The following is a 21847-nucleotide window of genomic DNA, read 5'->3' on the forward strand; positions in this document are numbered from 1 at the left end:
AAGAGGTTGAGCTGGTGGTGAGAGGTGGTGATGGGAAATATTGGCGACCTGGCTGATGCTTTTAATTGGAGTATATCCAAGATATCTGAGGCTTTTTCTGTGGATAGGGCAACGATTAGAAAGCGGCTTGTGGAGAATAATATTCAGGCCACAGGCACCTTCCGTGGCAATCCGACTTATGCCCTTAAAGATGTGGCTCCTGCATTATTCGCCGTTGTCCGTGAGGCGGGTGAAGATATCTCACATGATCCCTCGCACATGATCCCGAAAGAACGTAAGGATTGGTTTCAATCGGAAAATGAGCGCATCAAATTAGAAAAAGAACAACGCGGTTTAATTCCTGTTAATGAGGTTGTAGCCGTTTATTCAGCAATGACAAAATCGGTAGTGCAGGTTCTGGAGACAATTCCAGATATTCTGGAGCGCGACTGCGCTTTATCGCCTCAAGCAGTAACAGTTGTTCAGGCTGCAATAGATGATTTACGTGCGACGCTATCTGAACGCTCTTATCAAGCTTGTGCGATTGATCTTATGAGCGATAAAGGGGAGGTGATTGTCGAGGAGGATTAATGGCTTATGCGTCAGCGGAAACTATAGGACGAGATATTTCATTAATCCTACGGCCGCCGCGCCGTATTAAAGTCTCAGCGGCGGTACATAAATACATGAGAGTACCAAAGGGGGCGGGTAATTCGGTTCCCTGGGACCCGAACGTTGCCCCTTATGTTCTTGAACCCATGGACATGCTTGCATCGCGTGAATATGACGCAGTAATTTTTGTCGGTCCAGCCCGAACAGGTAAAACAATTGGTTTGATTGATGGCTGGGCTGTCTACAGCATTGTTTGTGACCCTTCCGACATGCTCATCGTTCAAATGACAGAAGATAAGGCAAGGGAGCACAGCAAGAAGCGTCTTGATCGTACTTTCCGAAGTAGCCCTGCAGTAGCCAAAAGGCTTAGTCCGCGCCGAAACGATAATAACGTTCACGATAAAATATTTCGTGATGGGTCATTCCTTAAAATAGGCTGGCCATCCATCAACGTAATGTCATCATCAGATTATAAGTTCGTGGCGCTGACGGATTATGACCGCTTCCCGGAAGATATTGACGGGGAGGGCGACGGGTTTACCCTGGCTTCAAAACGAACCACAACATTTATGTCATCCGGTATGACACTGGTTGAAAGCTCCCCTGGCCGCGCTATCACTAATGCAAAATGGCGGAGGAGCTCACCCCACGAAGCCCCGCCAACTACGGGCATTCTTTCACTGTATAACCGTGGAGACCGACGCCGCTGGTACTGGCCTTGCCCGCACTGCGGCGAGTATTTCCAGCCCTCAAAAGATGTTGTTCAGGGATATCAAAATATTGCAGACCCCGTGGAGGCCAGTGAATCCGCTTATATAGAGTGTCCGCACTGTCAGGGAAAAATAACGGCTAACCAAAAGCGGGACCTTAATCAGAAAGGTATCTGGTTGCGTGATGGCGAGAAAATAGATTGTCATGGAAATATCACTGGTCAGGCGCGCAGATCTCGCATCGCATCATTTTGGATGGAAGGACCCGCCGCTGCTTATCAGACGCTTTCTCAGTTGGTCTATAAGCTACTTTCCGCTCAGAAGGATTATGAAGCGAATCAGAGCGAAGAGACATTGAAAGCGGTCATTAACACTGACTGGGGATTGCCCTACACCCCTCAATCCAGCGTAGAGCAGCGACAATCTGAAACTCTGATGATTCGGGCGGAGGACGTAACGAAGCGTACTGTGCCGGACGGTGTGCATTTCCTCATAGCCACCGTTGATGTGCAGGGGGGTAAAAACCGGCGTTTCGTTGTTCAGGTTATTGGCTATGGTACCCACGGTGAACGGTGGATAGTTGACCGTTACAACATCAAGCAGTCGATGCGTGTCGGGCCTAATGGCGAAAGTCTGCCAATTGATCCCGCCGGTTATCTCGAAGATTGGGACCTGTTGCGTTCCGATGTACTGGATAAAGAATGGCCACTGGATAGCAACCCCAACGTTTCATTGCCTGTACTTGCAATGGGAGTGGATTCCGGCGGCGAGGATGGCGTAACCGGGAACGCTTACGCGTTTTGGAGACAATGCCGCCGTGATGGAATGCACAAGCGCGTCTATCTCTTTAAAGGGGACAGCACGACGCGCAGCAAGTTGATCACCATAACACGCCCCGATAATACCGACCGCCCTAATCGGCGGGCCGAGGCTCGAGGAGACGTACCACTTTACCTTTTACAGACCAACCAACTGAAAGACCGGATCAGTAACGCGCTTCAGCGTGAAACTCCGGGGGCTAACTACGTGCATTTCCCGGCATGGCTGGGGGAATGGTTTTACGACGAATTGACCTACGAGGAACGAAGCACAGACGGTAAATGGACAAAACCGGGTAAGGGTGCAAACGAAGCGTTTGACCTTATGGTGTATGCCCATGCTCTGGTAATGCTGCGGGGTTACGAGAAAATCAACTGGGAAAAACCGCCTCCGTGGGCACGTCCTGTTGAAGCCAAATCACTGTTACCTCCCGCTGAAAGACCGACATCCTCAACATCCCGTACCAAGACAACAAAACCTAAAAAACCATCAGCCCAGCAAGAAGGGAATACCTCTGCATGGGCACCATCTACCTCAGGAGGCTGGGTGTGAATCAGGCAGAGATTGAAAACATGATCCAGCGTTATGCCGCAGCCGAAATGGCGGTGCTGGAAGGTAAGTTCATCACCTTTAACGGTCAGTCAATGGCGATGGAAAATTTGAGTGAGATTCGAAAGGGGCGAGACGTATGGGAGCGCCGCCTCGCTAATCTTTTAGCTTCCCGGCGTAGGCGTCCTATGTATAAAGTGGCGAGGTTTCCATAATGAGCATTTTTGATGATGCTATTGGTTTGCTCTCACCGGGCTGGAAAGCTGCCCGCTTAAAATCTCGCGTGGCTATACGTGCATATGAAGCGGTATTACCCACCCGGACACATCGCGCTAAGCGTGAAAACCGTAACGCTAACCAGCTCAGTCAAGTTGCGGGCCGTTCTTTGAGGGAACAGGCTCGCTGGCTGGACAATAATCATGACCTTGTGATCGGGCTGCTGGATAAACTGGAAGAGCGCATCATTGGTGCTAAGGGCATTATTGTCGATCCACAGCCCATTCTCCGTACCGGGTTAGTGGCTGATGATCTGGCGAAGCAAATCAGGGCAGCGTGGGCGGAGTGGTCTGTTTCGCCTGATGTGACCGGGCAGTTTACCCGGCCGGTACTCGAACGCCTCATGGCACGCACCTGGTTGCGCGACGGTGAAGTCTTTGGACAACTCGTCAGTGGCGCGGCTCAAGGGTTGGCAGCCACGGCCGGTATTCCTTTCTGGATTGAAGCGCTGGAGCCGGACTTTGTTCCGCTGGAAGCGACCGACACAGGGAAAAACATTTGTCAGGGTGTTTATCTGAATGGGTGGGGGCGACCTACCAAATATCTTGTGTACAAATCCCTGGTCACGACAGGTATTGCGCTGGGTAACACGAAAGAAATCGTGGCTGATGACATGGTGCACCTGAAGTTTATGCGTCGCCTGCATCAGGTTCGTGGAAACAGCTTATTGTCTGGCATCCTGATCCGGTTGAGTGCGCTCAAAGAGTACGAGGACTCTGAGTTAACCGCCGCACGTATCGCTGCTGCGTTAGGCATGTATATCAAAAAAGGGGACGCTCAAACCTATAATGATACAGATGCAGGCGATAAACGGGATCTGAATATTGAACCTGGCATTATCTTTGATGACCTGTTGCCAGGTGAAGAAATTGGCATGATCAAGTCAGACCGGCCCAATCCCAACCTTGAAAACTTCCGTAACGGCCAGCTAAGAGCGGTTGCCGCCGGAAGCCGTGGAAGCTATTCCAGTATATCCCGCAACTATGACGGCACCTACAGCGCCCAGCGACAGGAGCTGGTGGAATCTTTCGAGGGCTACAGCATCTTGCAGGATGCCTTTATTGCTGCGGTAACCCGACCGATGTACCGCAATTGGCTGAAACAGGCTATTGCCGCTGGAATTATCACCGTCCCACCCGATGTTGACCCAAATACATTGCTGAATGCGGTATACAGCGGCCCCGTTATGCCGTGGATTGACCCGTTAAAAGAGGCAAATTCATGGCGCGTGTTGATTCGGGGTGGCGCGGCTACAGAAGCTGACTGGATCCGCGCTCGCGGCGCTAATCCAGGGGATGTGAAACGCCGTCGTAAGGCGGAAATTGACGAAAATACTGAGCTGGACCTGACCTTTGATACTGATCCGGCTAACGATAAAGGAGATGCCCGTGGGCAAGAGCAGCAGAAAGAAACTGATTAAGGCACCGCAGGCGTCTGGCGGAGATAAAAGCTGGTTCCGAATGAAAGCCAGTGGGGAAAAAAACGCGGATATTTATATCTACGAGGAGATCGGTTATTGGGGTGTTACCGCCCGCCAGTTCGCCAGCAGCCTGAAAGCATTGGGTGATATCGACCATATTAACCTGCGCATCCATTCTCCGGGTGGTGATGTGTTTGAAGGTATTGCCATTTACAACCTGCTGAACACTCACCCTGCCAGCAAAACGGTCTATATCGACGGCCTTGCCGCCTCTATGGCCTCAGTGATCGCCATGGTCGGCAACCCCGTCATCATGCCGGAAAACGCGATGATGATGATCCACAAGCCCTGGGGCATTACCGGTGGTGATGCCAATGATATGCGCGACTATGCCGATCTGCTCGATAAGGTGGAGGGGGTTCTTATTCCTTCCTATGCCAAAAAGACCGGTAAAACCCCGGAAGAACTGGCTGTCATGCTCGGTGAAGAAACCTGGCTGACGGCACAGGAATGTGTTGAGCACGGTTTTGCCGATCAACTACTCCCGTCGATGCAGGCTATGGCCCGCATCAATTCAAAACGTATCGAGGAATTCGATTCTATGCCAGCCTCTCTGAAAAATATGATTCTCAAACCCAAAGCGACCGCGATACAGCCTGTCGCGCCCACTCAGCCTGCTGCACCTGCTGCACCTGCTGCACCTGCAGCATCTCTGGATGACAACGCCATTCGTGCTCAGGAGCGTGAGGCACAAAAACAGCGGATCAACGGTATTAAAGATCTGTTTGCTATGTTCGGTGGGCGATATCAGGAACTGCAATCCGCGTGTGTCGAAGATATTGATTGCACTCTGGAACAGTCCCGAGAAAAACTGCTGACATTGATGGGTAAAGATGCCACGCCATCGGATAAAACCCCACCTGCAGGTCAGCATATCTATGTTGGCAATGGTAATTTCACAAGCGACGGTATTCGTCAGGCTTTAATGTCTCGTGCAGGCTTTGAAGAACGCCAGAATGACAATGCCTATAACGGTATGACGTTACGTGAATACGCACGAATGTCTCTTACCGAGCGGGGTATTGGTGTTGCGGCGTACAATCCTATGCAGATGATTGGTATGTCATTTACACATACGACATCTGATTTCGGTCATATTCTGTTGGATGTGGCAAATAAGGCGCTTCTACAGGGCTGGGATGAAGCTGAAGAAACCTTCGAGCAATGGACGAAAAAAGGGCAGCTCTCTGATTTTAAAACGGCTCACCGTGTTGGTATGGGGGGCTTCCCATCGCTGCGCAAGGTGCGGGAAGGAGCAGAATATAAATATGTCACCACATCAGATCGTGGCGAACAGATTGCGCTGGCAACCTACGGAGAAATCTTCTCTATTACTCGCCAGGCAATAATCAACGACGACCTGAATCAGCTAACCGATGTTCCGATGAAGATGGGGCGCGCGGCTAAAGCGACCATTGGCGATCTGGTTTATGCAGTTCTGACGAGTAATGGAAAGCTCTCTGATGGGAAAAACTTGTTCAGTGGCGATCACAACAATACCTCCACAGGTGCCATTGATGTATCCAATCTGGATAAAGCTCGTCAACTCATGCGGACTCAGAAAGAACCAACCACCGGGCGAACACTTAATATTCGTCCAGCATTTCTGTTAGTTCCCACGGCATTAGAGACCATTGCCAATCAGACAATTAAGTCTGCAAGTGTGAAGGGCGCTGATATTAATGCAGGCATCATTAACCCAATTCAAAACTTTGCCAGTATTGTGGGTGAACCCCGCCTGGATGATGCTAGCCCTATCCAGTGGTATCTGGCCTCAGCAAAAGGTACCGATACTATCGAAGTTGCCTATCTGAATGGCGTTGAGCAGCCTTATATCGACCAGCAAGAAGGTTTTAGCACCGACGGTGTTGCAACAAAAGTGCGTATTGATGCCGGTGTTGCTCCGCTTGATTATCGTGGCCTTGTTAAATCTTCTGGCGCATAACCCCTCGTAATAGTGTTTCTCTGCAGCCCGTTAGGGCTTTTTTTATACCTAAAATTCGGCCCTACGGGGCTGTATGGAGATTTTATGGCGACTAATTTTATTCAGGAAGGTAAGACCATCCCAATCACGAATTCGGGTGTGGAGATTATCTCAAGCGGCGATCCGGTTGTGATTGGCGATATTATTGCTGTGGCGCTGGTTGATATTAGCCCTACAGTCACCGGCGACGGCATGGCCGAAGGGGTTTTTCTATTGCCTAAGTTAGCTGCTGATGTCATTCCAGCCGGGAAAAAGGTTTTCCTGAAAGCTGGTAAGGTTCAACTTGCGTCTGCTGACGCAGTTGCGGCGGGTTGTGCCTGGGCTACTGCTGCCGCTAGCGAGACAGTGATTGCGGTAAAAATCAATGGCTAACGCCTTTGAACGGCTGGTAGTGAGAATGGATCAGGCGACAGTGGAACGGATGGGTAAACCGGTACTCATCAATGAAGTTGAGTATATTGCCGTTGAAAGTCATCTCATCCCCGAAATGGGACCGGTGACGGGGGACGGTATTTCGCTGGTTATCTTCTCATCAGATTATTCCCCACGCCGCAATGATCAGGTGATTTGGGAAGGTCAATCCTACATCGTCACCCGCCATCAGTCTTTTAATGGAAAGCCCCAAATCTGGTTGGAGTAACGGGAGATACCATGACCGTTCAAGGGTTAGATCAGCTCATCAGTAACCTTTCTTCGCTCAGTAAAACGGCGGTGCCTCGGGCCACCTCGCAAGCGGTGAACCGTGTCGCCGGTCGAGCCATTAGCCGCAGTGCGTCGCAAGTCTCAAAGAGTACACGTGTCCCGTTAAAGTTAGTCCGAGGGCGTACCCGACTGAAAAAAGCCAGTCCGAGTCGCCCCATTGCGACGATCCGTGTTAAGCGGGGAGATTTGCCTGTTATCAATCTTGGCCCTGTCCGGCTGCAGATATCTCGTCGTAACGGTAAAGGTGGTGCAGACAGCGTATTAAAAGTGGGCCGATTCTCTTTTCCGGGGGGATTTGTGCAACAGCTCAGCAATGGGCGATGGCAAGTTATGCGTAGAACGTCAAAGGCGCGTTATCCGATTGAAGTCATCAAAATCCCAATGGCTGCACCACTCACTCAGGCATTTCACAACCAAACGAAATCCCTACTGATGAGTGATATGCCAAAAGAGTTGGCTGCTGCGTTGAGTAATCAATTACGACTGGTGATCAAACGATGAACAGAAATACCGCAATACGTAAAGCCGTACTTGATGCACTGAAAGCATCGATTACCGCGCCAGATGTCACTTTTTTTGACGGCAGGCCGGTATTTCTTGATGTCACAGACCTACCGGCCGTCGCCGTTTATCTGACTGATTCAGAGTCAACGGGGGAGTATATCGACGGCGACCACTGGCGTTCAGTTTTGCATGTGGAGGTTTTTTTAAAAGCAAAAAGCCCCGATTCAGCACTGGATGAGTGGATGGAAAACAACATTTACCCAGTGATGGGGGATATCCCAGCGTTATACGAACAGATAGAAAGTCTTTCCCCGTTAGGCTACGACTATCAACGCGACGATGAAGCGATTACGTGGGGTTCGTCGGATATCACTTACACGCTGTCGTATTTTAAATAACGCCTTTTCTTATCGTACATACCCGCCGCCGCGCGGGTTTTTTTATGTCTGGAGCAAAATATGACCAGTATTTATGAAAAAACGCAGGGTACAGTTTTCAGTGTTTCTGCTGAGGCAGCTACTGAAGCAAACCCAGCAGGTGCAACTTGGTTATCAGCATCGTGCTCAACAAAAGAACTCAGTTTCACCGGGGGGCAGAAAGATGATATTGAAGTTACAACACTTTGCTCGACCGAAAAAGAGATGACTAATGGGCTTTCATCTCCTGCAGAAATGAGCATTAACCGAAATTGGAGTGCTGGAGAATTGGCTCAGGAATCGTTGATGGAAGCCTATGAAACGAATGAGCGACGCGCTATCAAAGTTGTCTTCCCGTCAGGTAATGGATTCGCCTATCTTGCCGAGGTTCGTCAAAACAGTTGGAGTGCGGGGACTTCCGGTGTGGTTTCTTCTTCTTACACGCTACGTATCATCGGTAAGCCTGTTCGAATTATGGCCTCCGATATTGTTCCTGTCACCGGCTTAGCGCTAACCCCAACCAGTGGCAGTGTGGTTGCCGGTGGAACAGCGACATTTAACGTCAATATTTCTCCATCAAATGCCACAAACAAGGGTTTCACTCTACTCTCATCCGTTCCGGCCCGAGCAACAGCTACGGCAACGGGTATGTCGGTAACGGTATCAGCACCCTCTGGAGCAACGGCGGGATCAGCCAATATTACAGTGACGACTTCCGATGGTGGTAAAACCGCCACTTACACAGCTAACGTCACCGTTTAATGGGAGGGTACTAAAACATGTCAGCCAAAAAGAAATTTGATCTCAAATCACTGGTGTCTTCGGCACATGCTGGATTTCGCACTAAAAGGGTACCCGTCAACGAGTGGGATGGAGCAAGCGTTGTGCTAAGAGAACCCTCTTTAGAGGGCTGGGGGCGGTGGCGCGAGATTATGGCATCACCGGAAACAAAAACAGGGGAAAATGAAGTTCAACTTTCCATCTCAGAGGAAACTCAGCGCAATATTCGTGCCGATGCGGTGATGTTCATTGATGTTCTATTAGACGAAGATCTGCAACCGGTTTTTGCAGTGAATGAATTGGAAAAAGTAATTTCATTTTATGGCCCGGTACATGCCCGTCTTCTTAGGATCGCAATGGGGCTGGCAACGTCTCCAGAGGATGCTGAAAAAAAGTTATAGAACCCGGCATCCAATTCATGATGAAACTCGCACTTCGTTTGGGCAGGACATTGGGTGAACTCAAGCAAACAATTGGTATGAGTGAACTTCGCTTATGGGCTGCATATGACCGTATTAGCCCTATCGGTGATGAACGGGGCGACTTTCAAGCAGCACAAATCACGGCAGCGACCTATAACGCACAAGGGGGGAGAAACCCGCTCAGCATTGAAGATGTTTTGTTGGGCTGGGGTGAGTCGGAAGACGATGAAGGATCAGAACTTGAAGCGTTTTTAGGTCAGTTGGCTGAGTAATTCACCCGCTTCGGCGGGTTTCTGGGAGGAACTATGACAGTTCTGGGTGATCTGATCGTCAACCTGTCGGCTAATTCAAGTTCATTTCAAACCGAGATTGCAAAAGCCTCTCGTTTGGGATCTGAATATTATAAGACGATAGAAGGAGGTTCGCGTAAGGCAGAAGCGGCGACACGCCAGAGTAAGCGTGCATTAGCTGAACTTAATAGCGAACTGGTCACCGTGAAAGAGTCGGCCAGCGGCATGGTGGGGATGTTTGCCGGGGCATTTGCAGTAGGTAGTCTGATCAGTACAGCAGACCAATACGGGCAAATTTCATCCCGAATCAAAATGGCGACCGGCTCACAGGAAGAATATAACAGCGTTCAGCAACGCTTAATGGAGATTAGCGACCGCACGTATAAAAGTATCGAGGAGCAATCCGAGCTATATATACGCAGTGCCAACTCAATGAAGGAACTTGGCTTCTCCACGGCCAGCACCATTGATTTTATTGATTCAATTTCCAGTTCATTGACCACCAATGCGGCCAGCGCTGAAAAGGGCGAGAGTGCCATTAATGCGCTGTCTAAATCCATGGTTTCTGGCAAAGTTGCTGGCGATCAGTGGAATACCGTCATGGAAGTCATGCCGACGATTGTCGGTGATATCGCCCGGTATTTGGGTATGACTGAGACGGAGGTTAAAAAGCTGGCCGCAAGTGGCAAGTTATCGATGGATACCTTTGCAAAAGCCACTATTGCCGCAAAAGACCGTAACGCAGAACTGGCCGAAGCCATGCCGACTACGGTCGGGGATGCCATCACCAAGCTGTCAAATCATTGGAAAGCCTATATAGGTGATGCCAATAGTGCAATGGGTGTGACAGCGGCGATCTCCGGTGTGATTGGCACAGCGGCAGATAATATTGATGTGCTGGTCGCAGCCGGTACCGGCTTAGTAGGGCTTGGATTAGCGCGATACTTTGGCGGCATGGCTGATAATGTCACTACAGCCACCAAAGAAGTCATTAATGCCACTCGCTCACAACTCGCTCTTGCAGCGGCGCAGGTTGAAGGTGTTCAGGCGTCATTGTTACAGATCCGGACGGAGCGAGAATCGGCGGTTGCCGCACAGCGTTCGCTGGTTGCTCAGTTACAGTTGGCGCAAACCGAAAAGGCCCGTACGGTTATTCGTGCACAACTGGCCGTTAACTCCGCGGCAGTAGCCGCTGCATCCCGAGCAGAAGCGGCAGCAACCGATGCTCTTGCAGCAGCACAGGGCCGCTTGAATATTGCTTCCGGGCTGGCAAGTAAGGCGCTGGGTCTGGTGGGTGGCCCAGTTGGGGCCGCAATGCTGGCAGCCGGTGCAATCTATTATTTCTACGAAAAATCAGAACAGGCAAAACGGTCAGCGACAGAGCTGGCGGGTGGAGTCGGTGGGCTGATTGATAAAATGCGGGAAATGGGGAATGTTCAGTTAGCGGCTGAAATCGGCAAGCTGAATAACTCATTACCGGCACTTTCGTCTGTTGTTGCAGATGCACAAAAGAATTACGACAAAGCAACAGAAGCCGTTGAGCGAAATCGCCGACAGATTTATTTATGGGGAGAAGGTTCAACCATTGGGAAGCAAGCCAATGAAGAATTGAATATCTCTCTCAATAATCAGGCGATAGCACTCAATGAACTGACTGATGCGCAGGACAATAAAAGCAGGGCGGTAAATGGTGCCAATGTTCTGAGTGCTCAGTTAAATGGGACGCTTCAGGAGGGCGTAGGCATCCTCAAGCTGGAACAAGTTGAGGTGGGCATTGCAGCCGGAATGATGGCTAATTTTACCAACTCTCTGAATATTGCTACCCAAGCCAAAGCCGCGTTTAATTCGACAAGTCTGATTTTACCTGTTAGCGAAGAGCTGAAAAACGCTCAAAAAGTGCAGGATGATAAGCTTACTATATTGAAACTGTCGGGCAGGGCGCAGGCGACTGAAATCGCCAGGCAGGAAGCTGAACGGCTCAAAATCACCGATCCCACCGAGGTATCAAGGTTCGTAAGCGGTGAACTCAGGAACTACGACCAGTCCGAGCAGAATAAGGCGAATGAGCAAGCAAAAAGTAAGGCGGCCAGTGCAACTAAAGCGGCTGAAAGCGCAACCAAGGCTTATGAGCAAGCAGTTGCTAACCTGAATAAAGAAATACAGATTGAGTCTGTTCGATTGGCACAGGGTGAGGCTGCTGCATCATTATTTGCCGCATCAATTGAAACCGGTGCGAAATATACTGATGGTCAGCGTGCTGAACTGGAACGGTTGAATAAAACCCTCACAGAGTCAAAACAGCGATGGGAAGACCACAACGCTGCTATTGCGTCAGATCCTTACCGCAGTGCCGCAGAATCTCAGCGGCAGGCTCAAGAACAGCTTCAACGGCAGATTGCGGGGGGTGAAATACAAAGCACCGAGGAACTCTATCGCCGCAAAGAGCAGATCCACACGGACTATCTAACTGCGCTAGCCGATGCTAACCAACGTTCCGCCGTCAGCGCGAATGATGAGCTGGCCGGTAATGTCGATCCGGTACAAAACCTCAGTAACCAACTGGCAAAACGCCAGGCGCTGATAGAGACCTATGCGGAAGCGGGTGTGATTACTGAGCAGCGTAAAAATCAGCTCATCCTCGCCTCTGAAACAGAAACCCGCGAACAGCAATACCAGGCATCCTTGCAATTATTCGCCTCACAAGGTGACTTGCAACGAATGGCCGTGGATCTGTTTCAAGATTCTCAAGACCGCCTTACTAATATGTTGACCGGGTTAGTGAATGGCACTCAGTCAACTAAAGAGGCTATGTCTAATTTATTTGCCTCACTATCTCAGTCGATTATCAAGAATCTTATTGATATGGCGGCGCAAGCCCTTATTACCAGTTCGATTATGCAGACCATTACCGGTGTTTCTGGCGGCCTAATGAGCGGGTTTATGGGGGGCGCGAGTGGGGCGGCGGGTACAGCCAGCAGTGCTTTTTCTACGGGGGCTTACAGTGGTTTGTCATTTAACGCCAAAGGGGGTGTTTATGATTCGCCAAGCTTGAGCGCTTTTAGTGGGCAGGTTGTTAGCTCACCAACGCTTTTCGCTTTCGCTAAGGGCGCAGGGGTTATGGGGGAAGCGGGGCCAGAAGCCATTATGCCACTGACTCGATCAGCCGATGGTTCGCTAGGTGTTCGTGCCTTAACAACCCGCCAACCTGAGATTTCATCAACTGCGGGTGGCGGAGCGCCACAGGTTTACATTGAGATAAATGACAGTGGTACCAGCTCACAGTCTTCATCTGGATACGAGCAGTTTGGCAGTGAAATTGGCCGTTTCGTCGAAAGTAAATACAGGGAGTTGATACAAAAAGATTTAGGTCAGCGAGGCGCTATTACAACAGCCATCCAAGGGGGTAGATAGTGATAAAGGTATTCACGTTCTGCCCCCGGGTAGAGGCTACGGCAAAAACCGAGTTTCGAACCCGAGAGATTCAGTTTGGTGACGGGTATATTCAGCGTGCTGGTGATGGGATAAACACCAAATCAACGGAATGGACACTCCAGTTTATTGGGGATTGGGACTATATAAAGCCAATCCTCGATTTTCTGGATGAACATCAGGGACACACCGCTTTTGAATGGACTAACCCCATGGGTGAACTGGGCCTTTATGTTTGTAAGGCATATGACCCGACAGCAAAAGGTAAAAACTCAGCCGGTAAACCGATGTTTCAGCTCAATGTCCCCCTCGAAATTGCTTATCATCCGTAAGGTTTAATATGGGTATAAAACACGATTATCAAACGCTGGACCCCGGCAACGAGGTTTGGCTTTATGCGGTTGATTGCACCGCCTTTAATGGTCCTGAACTCTTTTTTCATAATCATAAAATACCGTACACCTCCCAAGAGCTGCGTGCGGCAGATGGGGATATAACCAAACTTCCCGTTAAATCTATCTGGTGGCAAGGCGTCGAGTATTTACCGTGGCCAGTGGAGTTGACCGGAATAGAAATAGCCGGTGACGGCACTGCACCGACTCCCTCCCTTAGCGTGGGAAATATTGACGGTACGATCAGCGCAATGTGTCTCGCTTATCAGGATTTGGCTCAGGCGAAAGTACAGGTACACAAAACCTTCTCTCACTATCTTGATGCGCGTAATTTTTTAGAGGGTAATCCCTCCGCCAGCCCGGATGATGAAACATTGTATGTTTATTTCATCGACCGCAAAGCAGGTGAAGGCCCGGGCGGAATACAGTTCGATTTATCCGGTCCTTACAATATGCAGGGTATCAAGATTCCTCGGGAACAAATTCAGGGGAGTGTTTGCCGTCATTGCATGCGGGGTTGGTATCGAACGGGGCGGGGCTGTGATTATGCCGGATCGCTGTATTTTGATGAAAATGATAACCCAACTGATGATCCGAGTCGTGATGAATGCAGCGGATCACTTCGGGCCTGCAAACTACGGCATGGTGCTGAACCTTTGCCTTATGGCGCTGAGCCAGGTTCATCGCTCTTAAGGAGATAAGCATGCAGAAGAAAACCCAGACAGCGATTTTTGCGCATGCTGAAAAAGACTACCCTCGCGAGGCTTGTGGTTTAATTTGTCGCAATGGACGAACGGAAAAATACTTTCCGTGCCGCAATCAGTCCACTGAGCCACGCGATAATTTCATTTTGCACCCGGAAGATTACGCCGCAGCCGAGGATTGGGGGCGTGTCACCCATATTGTTCACAGCCACCCAGATGCCACCACTCAGCCCAGCAATGTTGATCATGCCCAGTGTGACATGTCCGAGTTACCCTGGGTTATTGTCAGTTGGCCGGAGGGTGACTTACGAATAGTTGAGCCGGTTATAGGGCCGCGCCCACTCGAGGGGCGTCCGTTCGTGCATGGGGTGTGGGACTGCTTCAGCATTATTCGCGACTGGTACAAGCTGGAGCGAGGTATTGAACTGCCCAATTTTGAACGCTCACCCTGCTGGTGGGAATCCGGTACCGAAAATTTGTACATGGATAATTATAGTAACGCGGGGTTCGTGGAGATTGACGGCGAGTTATTGCCTGGTGATGTCATTATCATGCAAGTAAGCGCACCAGTTCCGAACCATGCAGCAATCTATATCGGCGATGGGATGATGATTCATCATATGTATGGGCAGATGAGTAAGCGGGTACCCTTTGGCGGGTATTATCAAGATCGCACTACAGTAAAGTTGCGGCATAAAGCCCTGATGTTATGATTATCAGTAATTAACTGATGGGTGTAACGATATGAATAAAATACTTATCCTTATAGTGACATTGTTTCTAGCTGGATGCTCAACAACCCTCGTACCAGTAAATCAAGCTAAAGAAATTCCACCAGAACGTCTTCTGAAGCATAAAGTATTGGTGGATTCAGGGGCGCAATTAACGATTATCAGAGATAGCGGGGTTGTGGGATCTGCTTGTTATGCAGTGGTCTATGTTAATGGATCCCCCTCTGCAAAATTAGAAACAAAAGAAAAAGCCACTCTATTCTTGGCGCCAAATGAATACTCAATAGGCGTAAATTTAGATGGTACAGGTCTTTGCGCCTATGGTAATGCAAGAGTCGAAAGGGAAATAATTCTTAAAAAGGGGCAGCATAAGTATATGCGTATATTCACTCAGGATGATGGGAATATGGACCTACTGCCTACTACTGTTCTTTAACTAAACAATTAATACAATAAACCCGCTTCGGCGGGTTTTTTACTTTATGGTGAATGCAAATGCGTCGAGAGATTATATTAGGCGGAATTTTAGGTAAAAAGTTTGGACGTAAATATTTATGGGATGTATCAAGCCCCGTAGAGGCGATAAAAGCCCTGACCCTTCAAATTAAAGGGTTTAGAGCGTTTATGCTTGATAGCGAATCTAAAGGACTTACATTCGCGGTTTTTAATGGGAAACGAAATATTGGTGAGAATGAGCTAGATCTCGATGGAAAAGCACCGATACATATTATGCCTCTAATCATAGGTAGTAAAAAGGCAGGTGTTTTTCAAACTATACTAGGCGCAGTTCTTGTCGCTGTGGGTGCCATATTAAGTTTTACTCCTTTTGCTGCGGCCTCGCCATTTCTCATTAAAGGCGGAGCGGCATTAATGCTTGGCGGCGTGGTGCAGATGTTATCGCCACAACAGGGGGGTGCAGCTACAAGGCAATCAGCAGAGAACACCCCAAGCTATGCATTCGGTGGGCCTGTGAATACAGTGGCGCAGGGAAACCCTATCCCCATCGGTTACGGTGAGCGAATTATCGGCGGTGCCATTATTTCAGCCGGTATCTATACCGAAGATCAGATGTAACTACTAACTTTAATATTGAACCGCCTCCGGGCGGTTTTTTTTCGCCTGGAGAAAAGTATGTCGGCAATTGTGGGTAAAAAGGCGGGTGGTTCAGACAGTCACACTCCCGTTGAATCACCAGATTCATTAATTGCTACTTCATTTGCAAAGATGCTGCTGGTATTGGGCCATGGTGAGTGGGTTGGCGGGCTGGATAATACTCGTATTTTTCTGGATGGGACGCCGATCGGCAATGCGGACGGCAGTGTCAATTTCCCCGGTGTGCAGTGGGAGTTTCGCCCAGGAACCCAGCATCAAACTTATATTCAGGGAATGCCAGATGTTCAGAATGACATTGCTGTGGGCGTTGAGCTGAAATATGAAACTCCATGGGTTAAGGCAATCACCAATACTGATCTCTCTGCCGTGCGTGTTCGCCTGTCATGGCCGGCATTGCAGCAACAGCTCGATAATGGTGATGTTGTTGGATACCGAGTTGAGTACGCGATTGATTTAGCAACCGGTGGCGGGGCTTACAATGAGGTTTTACGGTCTGCGGTCGATGGTAAATCAACAACGGGGTATCCACGCTCTCACCGTATTGATTTGCCCGCGTCAACAGAGGGTTGGCAGATCCGCGTTCGGAGGATAACACCAAATACTACAAATACAGCCCGGGTTGCCGATCGGATGTTAGTTGATGCCGTCGTCGAAATTGTTGACGCAAAATTGCGCTACCCGAATCTGGCGTTGCTGTATATCCAGTTTGATGCAAAACAGTTCCAGAACATCCCGACAATAACGTGCAAACCTAAAATGGACATAATTCGAGTCCCATCAAATTATGATCCTATTAACAGAACTTATTCCGGCGTTTGGGATGGTATATTTAAATGGGCGTGGACCAATAACCCAGCCTGGATTTTCTATGACCTCTGCATTAATGAAGAATATGGATTAGGGCAATGGATAAAAGCCAATAATCTTTCCACTTCAAAATGGGAATTGTACGAGATAGCAAAATATTGCGATCAGCTTGTCCCTGACGGCCGCGGCGGTACCGAGCCTCGCCACCTATGTGATGTTTATATCCAAGGGCAAGAAGATGCAATTAACGTTCTGAGTGACATCATTAGTATATTTTCTGGCATGTTCTATTGGGCGGGCGGCGAGATCAGGGCGCTGGCCGATATGAGCCGTCCAGTTGATATGGTTTACTCTCGCGCTAATGTGAAAGATGGTTTTCAGTATAGCTCTGCCAGTGAGCGAACACATTACAGCCAGGCTATGGTGTCATATTCAAACCCTGACAACCGTTATCAGGATGATATTGAACCTGTCGTCGTTCGGTCCCTAGTTAGGCGTTACGGTACTTTAAATGCTGACATAACGGCAATAGGCTGTACTCGGCGCAGTGAGGCTATTCGCCGGGGTAAGTGGGTTCTCTATACCAATGAAAAGGATAGGGCGGTTTCGTTCACTGTGGGGCTTGAGGGCCGCATTCCCTTGCCGGGTTGGGTTGTTGGGGTTGCAGATCAGCTATTGGCTGGGCGAGTGCTTGGAGGGCGCATAAGTAGCGCAGTCGGGCGCAATGTTACCCTTGATCGCAAGCCTGACGCAAAGCCAGGGGATCGCCTTATTGTTAACCTTCCGAGTGGGGTGGCGCAGGCAAGAACGGTGCAATCAGTGAGTGATAAAGTGGTCACTGTTAGTGTTGCATACAGTGAATTACCTGCCGCTGAATGTGCCTGGAGTGTTGATGCCGATGATCTGGCAGTACAGCTCTATCGCGTTGTTGGCATCAAGGACGCATCAACAGAGAAGGAAATAGCCTATGAAATTAATGCTATTGAGTACGATGAAAATAAATGGGCCAAGATAGAAAGCGGCGCAATTATTGAAGATCGCCCGATTAGCATTATTCCACCAGGTGTGCAGCCGCCACCAAAAAACATTGAAATAACCAGTTTTTCTGCAATAGCCCAAGGGCTTGCTGTCACCACCTTGCATGTAGAATGGGATGCCGCTGAAAGTGCAATTGCTTACGAGGCCGAGTGGCGGCGCGATAATGGCAACTGGATCGCTGCCCCGCGCACGTCTACACGTAGCTTTGATGTTACGGGTATTTACGCCGGGCGCTATCAGTGCAGAGTCAGGGCAATCAATGCGGCTGAGATATCCAGTATCTGGGCTAATGCACAAGAAACTACATTAAACGGTAAAGAGGGCAACCCTCCAATGCCAGTGGGTTTTGCAGCCACCGGCATTCTCTTCGGTATCACCCTGAATTGGGGTTATCCAGAAGGGGCAGAAGATGCGCTAAAAACCGAGATTGAATATAGCCTGTCTGCTGATGGTACCGATGCCATGCTGTTGAGTGATGTACCGCATCCGCAACGAAACTACACCATGCAGGGATTAAGGGCGGGCCAAGTGTTCTGGTTCCGCGCGCGGATAGTCGATAAATCAGGTAATCAGTCGCCCTGGATAGATTGGGTTCGTGGCATGTCCAGCAACGACACAAGCGCTATTCTCGAAGCGATCGGCGATGATTTCATTAATAACACCGTGGCGGGTCAGCAACTGATTAATGATGACTTCATGAATGCCGAAGGTATTCTCGAAACGGCAAACGCCAATAACTCCAGCATTCGCCAGCAATGGGCACAATACGGAGAGAATAAAGCGGGGATTGTCGAGTTGTGGACTACTCAGGCCGATGCAGCCAGAGCATTTGCAGAATATCAACTGTTGGTTACAGCAACATTTGAGGGCCAGACCGCCGCGATTGACCAGAAGATGACGGCCGTTGTTGATGCTGATGGTGCCAGTGCAACTTACAGCTTGAGAGCGGGACTAAATTATAACGGTCAATTTGTCAGTGCTGGCATGGTAATCGGTGCTGAGTTTATTAATGGTGTAGCTAAATCCTCAATTGGCTTTACTGCCGATCAATTTATATTACTCTCCGGCCCAGCAGGTAATTTATTTTCGCCTTTTGCAGTGGTAAATGGTCAAGTGTTCATGAATGACGCATTTATTGCAAAGGCATCAATTGGTCGAGGAAAAATAACAGATACTCTTGAATCAGATAATTACGTTCAAGGACTGTCTGGTCTAAAGCTAGATTTTAAAAATGGCAATGCTGAATTTAATAGTGTAAATCTCAGGGGGAATATAACCATGGATAATACGATTAATGGGATTCGTACAATAGTAGATTATCGCGGACAGAGAACATATCACGCTAATGGACAGCCAGCGGTAATATGTGGGTATTTCTAATGGCTGAACCTATTTTATATGTATCCCCCAGTGATGGGGGGAAAGGCGTATATATGACCGCCGGTATGCGAATGCTGTCCTATCTGGGGTATTACGATAACACTGTGAAAGATGGAGACACCACCAGGTATCAAGACATACCCAATTATAGAGGCGGGGAAATATGCATTGTACCCACTGATTTCGGGGGGGTGTTAAGCCCCGCTGGGTCATCAACTTCATTTGGGTGGTGGGTAACTGGCTATTACATGTCAGGCACGCGTTTACATCTTTCATTAAATACATCTCCCATGGGATGGGCTAAGTTTTCAGCATTTGAGGTATTACCACCACAGGCGTTTGGGAGCTATGGGCTTTACCTGCAAAATTCGACCAATGTCATGGCAATAACAGACAGTTCGGCATTGGGTTTTTGCACATAGCGGGGAAATGTAACAATAAACGGGTCGTGGACTGTACCAGCAGGAGTTATAGCGCGAGATAATGCTATGGTTTTTGCTAATTGGACCGACTCTAATGTTTCTTTATATTATGATTCAGTAAATAAAGTAATAAATTGCTATCAAATAAACTCTACCGGTACAACGAGTAGTGGCTCAGTAAATGCCAATATTTGTGTATTCACTAGTGGTTTCTTCCCTCAACAACCCGACCCAGGTACGGCGGGATTGGCTATTTTCAACGTGAATGGGCAGTGCACATATTCGTCGAGGTACGCGCCTATGATACTTGCTGGATTTACATCACTGAGCAATCAAGCAAACACGTGGGTAGACACCGGAGTAGCTCGCCCAATGATACCACTTCCAAGCGCTGGCGGACTTCCTGCGGGTAATGTGCAGAGTGGGAATTACAGGGCGTGGTATAGGTCGGCAATGAGGATGTCAGGGTCAAGCATAACTGCTGGCGCTGGGGCATATGTAAACAGCTCTAATACCGTTGATGCGCCTAGTGGAATATGCCCGATAAGGATGCCTGTGCTGGACACTAACACCTACTTTTAAACTGATTTAGGGAAATATTATGGCTTGGTACAGGTCAGGTACAGTCACGGCTGCGGCCGGACAAAATGTAATTACAGGAACGGGAACCCAGTGGGCTAATAATGTAATGGGGGTAGCCCCCGGACAGGCATTAGTTGTGCAGCGGTCTGACGGTAATACATTAATCTATGAAATACTGGCGGTAGACAGTAATACTAAAATAAGAATTGACGGGAATGTAGTTGATGCATTGTCCGCTTCTAATTATGGTATTCAAACCAGCGTAGCTAATTCATATTCGGCATTGGCACGTGAGACATCGGCGCAATTAGCTTTGTATCAGCAATTATTACAAGACTGGCAGCTAATAACTACCGGAACGGGGAGTGTGAGTATTATTGCGCCAGATGGTTCAACGGTTGTCATTCCTTCATTGGCTCAAATATCACAAGATGTAAGTAATAAAGTTAGCCAACAGCAATTATCTGCGATTGGCATTGGGTTGCCCTCTCAGACGTCCATATCTAATTTTGACTGGCAGAATTTTATCTTCACATCTGGCGCTAATTATTTAGTATATTCAGTATCTTGGATTAACCCACCTGATGGGGTTGTGTACCCCGCGACCGGGCTAGTTATAAGCATAAAAGTTGATTATGTGTCCGGCAATACTATTGGTTTAACTTTAATCCCGAGCACTGTTGTAGCGTCTGCTTTTAATGTTTATAAAATCAGGGTCACTGGAGCCATCGGCTCACGTTTATTTAATGTGATAACAGACAGGAACTCAGCCAACCCAATCCCTATCACAGGCGGCGGGACAGGAGCAAATACTTTAGCTGGTGCTAAATCTGCTCTGGGAATAACTGCATTAGAAAACGATGCACTTACCGCAAGCCAGGTTGCAAATACAGCTTGGATAAATTTAACACTTGTCAATGGATGGACTAAGCCCGCTGGGGCGTTTCGGGCGGCATATCGAAAAGTATTAGGCTTGGTATTTGTAGAAATTACAGTTGTAAATGGCACTGCACCACTAGTTGCAACTCTTCCCGTTGGATACCGACCGAGCAACCTAGTTATATTACCCACTACCGGAATACCTATCACCACGGGAAACCCCATAACGAGCATAGCTAACTTGCCTCGGTATTCTCTTGGCACAGATGGCACATTATCTTTATTTGATGTTGTTGCTAGCTCTGGGTCTGCTCTATCTTTCTACTTTCAGCCGGTGTAAATCATGAAAATAAATATCTTAGATTCACTTGCATTCTTTATAGGCGATTTCATTGTTGGAAATTCTGGTGATGATTTACCTGATGACTGGACTGCTGATTTAGTTGGTGATGGTTTTTACAAGGCAAAGTACCATGGGGGCGTAAAAGATCAAGTAACCGGTGAATGGACTGGTGGGGCATGGGTAGAGACAAGCGGCCCATCACCTGAAGATATCGAGAATGCAAGAGAGTCACTTATTGCTATTGCTAACGCTGAAAAATCATCACTAATGTCGCATGCATCTAACGTGATTGACGCGATAATAGATGAGATCGAGGGGTTGGAGGATAGCGATGATGTTGTACCGGATAAACTGCGCACTGATTTGAAAGCATGGAAACAGTATCGGGTAAAAGTGAAGAACATCGATGTTTCCCTAGTGCCAGATATTGAGTGGCCGGTAGTTCCTGAATAAATCTTCTTAGTAGATCCAGCGTCTTAGTTAAAACTATCAAAACCTCACTTC

General features: G+C 48.6%; 20 protein-coding genes and 2 pseudogenes. All 22 read left to right on the forward strand.

The window, feature by feature from the left end; genetic code table 11:
• The first annotated feature begins 30 nt into the window (after nt 1-30).
• The 22 genes and pseudogenes from V1952_RS06840 to V1952_RS06945 all read left to right on the forward strand — a co-directional run bounded on the left by V1952_RS06840 (nt 31) and on the right by V1952_RS06945 (nt 21796).
• Nucleotides 31-570: a DUF1441 family protein gene (locus V1952_RS06840; protein WP_420074511.1), complete on the forward strand. Its 540-nt coding sequence runs from the start codon at nt 31-33 to the stop codon at nt 568-570.
• Nucleotides 570-2672 (forward strand): phage terminase large subunit family protein, encoded by a 2103-nt coding sequence (locus V1952_RS06845; RefSeq protein WP_420074512.1) that lies wholly within the window; start codon nt 570-572, stop codon nt 2670-2672. The genes V1952_RS06840 and V1952_RS06845 overlap by 1 nt, the downstream gene beginning before the upstream one ends.
• The gene (locus V1952_RS06850; RefSeq protein WP_420074513.1) at nt 2669-2884 is read left to right on the forward strand and encodes a hypothetical protein; all 216 of its coding nucleotides are present in this window, start codon (nt 2669-2671) and stop codon (nt 2882-2884) included. The genes V1952_RS06845 and V1952_RS06850 overlap by 4 nt, the downstream gene beginning before the upstream one ends.
• On the forward strand, nt 2884-4365 hold the full coding sequence (locus tag V1952_RS06855) for a phage portal protein (RefSeq protein ID WP_420074514.1): 1482 nt from the start codon (nt 2884-2886) through the stop codon (nt 4363-4365). The genes V1952_RS06850 and V1952_RS06855 overlap by 1 nt, the downstream gene beginning before the upstream one ends.
• A 40-nt stretch (nt 4366-4405) precedes the next feature.
• Complete coding sequence (locus V1952_RS06860) at nt 4406-6370, forward strand: ClpP-like prohead protease/major capsid protein fusion protein (RefSeq protein ID WP_420074527.1); 1965 nt, start codon at nt 4406-4408, stop codon at nt 6368-6370.
• Between the two features lie 84 nt (nt 6371-6454).
• Entirely contained in the window at nt 6455-6781 is a 327-nt protein-coding gene (locus V1952_RS06865; RefSeq protein ID WP_420074515.1) for a DUF2190 family protein, read from the forward strand.
• Nucleotides 6774-7049 carry a DNA breaking-rejoining protein gene (locus V1952_RS06870; protein ID WP_129195613.1) on the forward strand — a complete coding sequence of 92 codons (276 nt, stop codon included), beginning with the start codon at nt 6774-6776 and terminating at the stop codon, nt 7047-7049. Before V1952_RS06865 ends, V1952_RS06870 begins: the two co-directional genes overlap by 8 nt.
• Nucleotides 7050-7060: 11 nt before the next feature.
• Nucleotides 7061-7612 carry a phage tail protein gene (locus tag V1952_RS06875; protein WP_420074516.1) on the forward strand — a complete coding sequence of 184 codons (552 nt, stop codon included), beginning with the start codon at nt 7061-7063 and terminating at the stop codon, nt 7610-7612.
• Nucleotides 7609-8013, forward strand: a complete 405-nt coding sequence (gene gpU, locus V1952_RS06880) for a phage tail terminator protein (protein WP_129195615.1) — start codon at nt 7609-7611, stop codon at nt 8011-8013. Before V1952_RS06875 ends, gpU begins: the two co-directional genes overlap by 4 nt.
• 60 nt (nt 8014-8073) lie before the next feature.
• Nucleotides 8074-8793 carry a phage tail tube protein gene (locus V1952_RS06885; RefSeq protein ID WP_420074517.1) on the forward strand — a complete coding sequence of 240 codons (720 nt, stop codon included), beginning with the start codon at nt 8074-8076 and terminating at the stop codon, nt 8791-8793.
• Between the two features lie 17 nt (nt 8794-8810).
• Nucleotides 8811-9212 carry a phage tail assembly chaperone gene (locus V1952_RS06890; protein WP_420074518.1) on the forward strand — a complete coding sequence of 134 codons (402 nt, stop codon included), beginning with the start codon at nt 8811-8813 and terminating at the stop codon, nt 9210-9212.
• Between the two features lie 20 nt (nt 9213-9232).
• The gene (locus V1952_RS06895) at nt 9233-9505 is read left to right on the forward strand and encodes a phage tail assembly protein T (RefSeq protein ID WP_420074528.1); all 273 of its coding nucleotides are present in this window, start codon (nt 9233-9235) and stop codon (nt 9503-9505) included.
• 33 nt (nt 9506-9538) lie between these two features.
• Complete coding sequence (locus tag V1952_RS06900) at nt 9539-12934, forward strand: tape measure protein (protein WP_420074519.1); 3396 nt, start codon at nt 9539-9541, stop codon at nt 12932-12934.
• A complete protein-coding gene (locus V1952_RS06905) occupies nt 12934-13284 on the forward strand; it encodes a phage tail protein (protein WP_404975914.1) in 351 nt (116 codons plus the stop codon). Before V1952_RS06900 ends, V1952_RS06905 begins: the two co-directional genes overlap by 1 nt.
• An 8-nt stretch (nt 13285-13292) precedes the next feature.
• On the forward strand, nt 13293-14045 hold the full coding sequence (locus tag V1952_RS06910) for a phage minor tail protein L (protein ID WP_233112805.1): 753 nt from the start codon (nt 13293-13295) through the stop codon (nt 14043-14045).
• Nucleotides 14046-14047: 2 nt separating this feature from the next.
• On the forward strand, nt 14048-14761 hold the full coding sequence (locus tag V1952_RS06915) for a C40 family peptidase (protein WP_420074520.1): 714 nt from the start codon (nt 14048-14050) through the stop codon (nt 14759-14761).
• Nucleotides 14762-14792: 31 nt separating this feature from the next.
• Nucleotides 14793-15215, forward strand: a complete 423-nt coding sequence (locus V1952_RS06920) for a hypothetical protein (protein WP_420074521.1) — start codon at nt 14793-14795, stop codon at nt 15213-15215.
• 53 nt (nt 15216-15268) lie between these two features.
• Nucleotides 15269-15853, forward strand: a complete 585-nt coding sequence (locus V1952_RS06925; protein ID WP_420074522.1) for a tail assembly protein — start codon at nt 15269-15271, stop codon at nt 15851-15853.
• A 57-nt stretch (nt 15854-15910) separates the two neighbouring features.
• Nucleotides 15911-19117, forward strand: coding sequence for a host specificity protein J (locus V1952_RS06930; protein ID WP_420074523.1), 3207 nt, complete (start codon nt 15911-15913; stop codon nt 19115-19117).
• A pseudogene (locus V1952_RS06935) lies at nt 19117-20121 on the forward strand (DUF6453 family protein). Before V1952_RS06930 ends, V1952_RS06935 begins: the two are co-directional and overlap by 1 nt.
• Nucleotides 20122-20140: 19 nt before the next feature.
• Nucleotides 20141-20536, forward strand: a pseudogene (locus V1952_RS06940) (hypothetical protein); the annotation flags it as partial.
• An 807-nt stretch (nt 20537-21343) separates the two neighbouring features.
• Nucleotides 21344-21796 carry a tail fiber assembly protein gene (locus tag V1952_RS06945; RefSeq protein WP_420074524.1) on the forward strand — a complete coding sequence of 151 codons (453 nt, stop codon included), beginning with the start codon at nt 21344-21346 and terminating at the stop codon, nt 21794-21796.
• Nucleotides 21797-21847: the final 51 nt, after the last annotated feature.

It is taken from the genome of Yersinia sp. 2542 StPb PI (assembly GCF_048593855.1).
GTDB lineage: Bacteria > Pseudomonadota > Gammaproteobacteria > Enterobacterales > Enterobacteriaceae > Yersinia > Yersinia enterocolitica_E.

Coding starts and splice junctions, on each gene's coding strand:
- V1952_RS06840 (WP_420074511.1), top strand. CDS start 31: ATGGGAAATATTGGCGACCTGGCTGATGCTTTTAATTGGAGTATATCC.
- V1952_RS06845 (WP_420074512.1), top strand. CDS start 570: ATGGCTTATGCGTCAGCGGAAACTATAGGACGAGATATTTCATTAATC.
- V1952_RS06855 (WP_420074514.1), top strand. CDS start 2,884: ATGAGCATTTTTGATGATGCTATTGGTTTGCTCTCACCGGGCTGGAAA.
- V1952_RS06860 (WP_420074527.1), top strand. CDS start 4,406: ATGAAAGCCAGTGGGGAAAAAAACGCGGATATTTATATCTACGAGGAG.
- V1952_RS06865 (WP_420074515.1), top strand. CDS start 6,455: ATGGCGACTAATTTTATTCAGGAAGGTAAGACCATCCCAATCACGAAT.
- V1952_RS06870 (WP_129195613.1), top strand. CDS start 6,774: ATGGCTAACGCCTTTGAACGGCTGGTAGTGAGAATGGATCAGGCGACA.
- V1952_RS06875 (WP_420074516.1), top strand. CDS start 7,061: ATGACCGTTCAAGGGTTAGATCAGCTCATCAGTAACCTTTCTTCGCTC.
- gpU (WP_129195615.1), top strand. CDS start 7,609: ATGAACAGAAATACCGCAATACGTAAAGCCGTACTTGATGCACTGAAA.
- V1952_RS06885 (WP_420074517.1), top strand. CDS start 8,074: ATGACCAGTATTTATGAAAAAACGCAGGGTACAGTTTTCAGTGTTTCT.
- V1952_RS06890 (WP_420074518.1), top strand. CDS start 8,811: ATGTCAGCCAAAAAGAAATTTGATCTCAAATCACTGGTGTCTTCGGCA.
- V1952_RS06895 (WP_420074528.1), top strand. CDS start 9,233: ATGAAACTCGCACTTCGTTTGGGCAGGACATTGGGTGAACTCAAGCAA.
- V1952_RS06900 (WP_420074519.1), top strand. CDS start 9,539: ATGACAGTTCTGGGTGATCTGATCGTCAACCTGTCGGCTAATTCAAGT.
- V1952_RS06910 (WP_233112805.1), top strand. CDS start 13,293: ATGGGTATAAAACACGATTATCAAACGCTGGACCCCGGCAACGAGGTT.
- V1952_RS06915 (WP_420074520.1), top strand. CDS start 14,048: ATGCAGAAGAAAACCCAGACAGCGATTTTTGCGCATGCTGAAAAAGAC.
- V1952_RS06920 (WP_420074521.1), top strand. CDS start 14,793: ATGAATAAAATACTTATCCTTATAGTGACATTGTTTCTAGCTGGATGC.
- V1952_RS06925 (WP_420074522.1), top strand. CDS start 15,269: ATGCAAATGCGTCGAGAGATTATATTAGGCGGAATTTTAGGTAAAAAG.
- V1952_RS06930 (WP_420074523.1), top strand. CDS start 15,911: ATGTCGGCAATTGTGGGTAAAAAGGCGGGTGGTTCAGACAGTCACACT.
- V1952_RS06945 (WP_420074524.1), top strand. CDS start 21,344: ATGAAAATAAATATCTTAGATTCACTTGCATTCTTTATAGGCGATTTC.